This window comes from Sphingomonas sp. 2R-10 (assembly GCF_030062225.1).
Taxonomy (GTDB): Bacteria; Pseudomonadota; Alphaproteobacteria; order Sphingomonadales; family Sphingomonadaceae; genus Sphingomonas.
This window is the reverse complement of the sequence record NZ_JASCXF010000079.1, coordinates 1-2,485: the sequence shown is the minus strand read 5'-3', so window position 1 is coordinate 2,485 and position 2,485 is coordinate 1. Positions and strand designations below refer to the sequence as shown.

At 66.8% G+C, this 2,485-nt stretch carries 2 protein-coding genes and 2 pseudogenes; 1 reads left to right on the top strand and 3 read right to left on the bottom strand.

Annotated elements, in window-relative coordinates:
- A pseudogene (locus QLH51_RS19730) lies at nucleotides 1-118 on the top strand (IS5/IS1182 family transposase); the annotation flags it as partial.
- Nucleotides 119-213: 95 nt separating this feature from the next.
- Here QLH51_RS19730 and QLH51_RS19725 read toward each other — a convergent pair.
- The 3 genes and pseudogenes from QLH51_RS19725 to QLH51_RS19715 form a co-directional block, all read right to left on the bottom strand.
- Nucleotides 214-1,164 carry a hypothetical protein gene (locus QLH51_RS19725; protein WP_206429329.1) on the bottom strand — a complete coding sequence of 317 codons (951 nt, stop codon included), beginning with the start codon at nucleotides 1,162-1,164 and terminating at the stop codon, nucleotides 214-216.
- Nucleotides 1,161-2,114 (bottom strand): ArdC family protein, encoded by a 954-nt coding sequence (locus QLH51_RS19720; RefSeq protein WP_125662757.1) that lies wholly within the window; start codon nucleotides 2,112-2,114, stop codon nucleotides 1,161-1,163. The genes QLH51_RS19725 and QLH51_RS19720 overlap by 4 nt, the downstream gene beginning before the upstream one ends.
- Before the next feature lie 257 nt (nucleotides 2,115-2,371).
- Nucleotides 2,372-2,485: pseudogene (locus tag QLH51_RS19715) on the bottom strand (IS5/IS1182 family transposase); the annotation flags it as partial.

The following is a 2,485-nucleotide window of genomic DNA, read 5'->3' as shown; positions in this document are numbered from 1 at the left end:
CTTCCGACGCCTCGTCAAAGACTACGAACGTTACGCCGAAACACTCGCAGGACTTCACATCGTCGCCTTCGCCTGCCTCATGATGAAACAGGCCGCTGCACTCGCTGATGGTTCATAACAGCCTCTATCTCCCTGTGAGAGAAAGTCTATTTCATTACCTGCTGCACGCCAGCGGGAGATGTGGCCAGTTGGATACGAATGTTCAGAAGTCCATCAGACCCCGCACATCCCTTCGCATTCGTTCGGCCAGAGATCGAGCTGGCCGCGATCGGCGTCGGTGGCGAGATCGGCTTCGTCGAGGGGCACGGCGGAGCGGTGCAGATAGACCTCGCTGCGGATGCCGCGAAAGCCGGTGCGGATCGCGCGGTCCACCGCCACCGCGTCGGCCCAAGCGTCGGGATCGTGGTCGCGCATGTCCCGCCACACCGCGTCGGAGTGAAACGGACAGCTGATGCACGACGACTTCGGTGGCAGCGGATAGCCGTGCCGCTCCAGCCAGCGCAGGCAGTCCTGCCGCGTCATGCCCATCTCGATCAGCGGCCAGCGGTTGAGCTGCCAGTCCTCGAAGGACGGCTTCATGCGGATCGCTTCGTCGAGCGAGATGCCGATCCATTGCTCCGCGACGGGCGTCTTGGGCGAGCGCCGCCCGGCGATGCCGAGCAGCTCACGTACCTTCCGCCGGATCGGCACGATCTTGTAGTCGCCGGTGCATTGGCGACGGATCATGCCGACGCCCACCTTTTCGGTCGCGACGATGCGGGTGCCGACCACGGTGAGATCGCCATCATCGTCTTCGTCGTAGACCGGCAGTTCGGCCCTAGCCGGCGTCACCGTGCGGGTGAAGGCCGGGATCGACGCCCAGCGTTCGCCGCGTGCTCCCGCGAGCAGATCGGCGCGAAGGTCGCCGGCCGAGACGATGTGGACCGGGAACGGCAGCACGTTCGGCGACCGCAGCCAGTCGAGATGCTCGTACACCGCGCGCGGCTCCCAGCCGTTATCGGCGAACACGGCACAGTCGGGCATCGGACCGATCTCGCCATGCGCTGCCATCAGCGCCAGTGTGGTCGACTGTACGCCGGCACCGAGGCTGAGGACGCGCAGGCGGATGCCAGCCGTCCGGTCGGGGGCTGGTGCGAGATGCGGGAAGACGGGCGCGTTCATCATGCCGCCTCCCGCGCGTCGATCGCGCCGGCGGCAGCATCGGCGTCGGGCAGGAAGCCGAGCAGCCAGTCGGCCGCCTTGCTCACCTGCGAAGCTGCACGGACGATGGCGCGACCGTCGTCGCGCAGCACCTCCAGCCAGGCACCGATGTAGTCGGCATGGCGGACCGTCGGCACGATGCCGAGCGACGCGCAGCAGAACGCCGCGTTCATCTCGGCGACGAGTTCCTCGAAAGCGTATTTCCTGGTGCCGAAGCCGCCGGTCATGTCGCGGCCGAGCCGGGAAGCATGGCCGGTCGCGTGGCACAGTTCGTGGAGCGCCGTGCGATGCCAGTTGATCGGCTCGAAATAGGCCTGCGGCGGTGGGACCTGCACATAGTCGGGACCCGGTGCGTAGAAGGCGCGGTCGCCGCCGATCCGAAAGTCGATGCCGGTGGCCCGGATCAGCGCCTCGGCCCGCGGTTCGATCAGGCCGGGCGGCGGGGGCGGTGCGGCGACCGTGACATCGTCCGGCAGCTCCTCGCACTGGGCGGCGTTGAAGACGGTGAACCGCTTGAGGAACGGGATCGCGGCGGCCTCTTCCCCGCTGGCGCGAGCACGTGGCTTCTCGTCGTCGGGGACGAAGCGGTCGGCATAGACGACGGTGGTGCAGCGCTCGCCCTTGCGGACATGGCCGCCGAGCGCGAGCGCCTGCCGGAAGGTGAGCCAGCCCTGGCCAGGGAAGCCGTGCTCGATCACGGCGCCCCACAAGATCAGGACGTTGATGCCGGAATAGGCGCGTCCGGTCGCGGCGTTCCGCGGCAGGCCGATCGACGCCTTCGCCGCGGCGGTCCCCCACGGCTGGACCCAGGGGACACGGCCCGCCTCCAGCTCGGCGACGATCCTGTCGGTGATCTCGTCATAGAAGCCCGCCCGGTCAAAGCCGGGGCGAGCGCGATCGGAATGTCTGGACATCGCGGAGCTCCGCGACGGGCGCCGGAGACATCTTCTCCAGCCCTCGACCCGTCACGGCCATCCGGTCCGCGCTCTCACTCTCTCGGCTTTGCCGTAGATGATGGCCTCAGAGAGGACAGGCATGATCGGAGAAGGACGCATCGGCTTCTACCAAGAGGTCGAAGGCGCTTTGAAAGAAGGGGTCAAGCCAGCGTCGCTCGACGCCGACGCGGCAAAAAGGCAACCGAATCTCCGATTGTTACGTCTTAGAGCCCGACTCATAATTCGAGCTTTGCGATACGGCGGGTCATTCGCCTGATGGATGCGATGATGAGCCATGCTTCTGACGAGGCGATGGAAGCCTCCCAGTCCTTGGCGAGGCGTCGGCATCG

What these genes read in the sequence shown, in the direction of transcription:
- QLH51_RS19725 (WP_206429329.1), bottom strand. Translation starts at nt 1,164, where the DNA reads ATGATGAACGCGCCCGTCTTCCCGCATCTCGCACCAGCCCCCGACCGG.
- QLH51_RS19720 (WP_125662757.1), bottom strand. Translation starts at nt 2,114, where the DNA reads ATGTCCAGACATTCCGATCGCGCTCGCCCCGGCTTTGACCGGGCGGGC.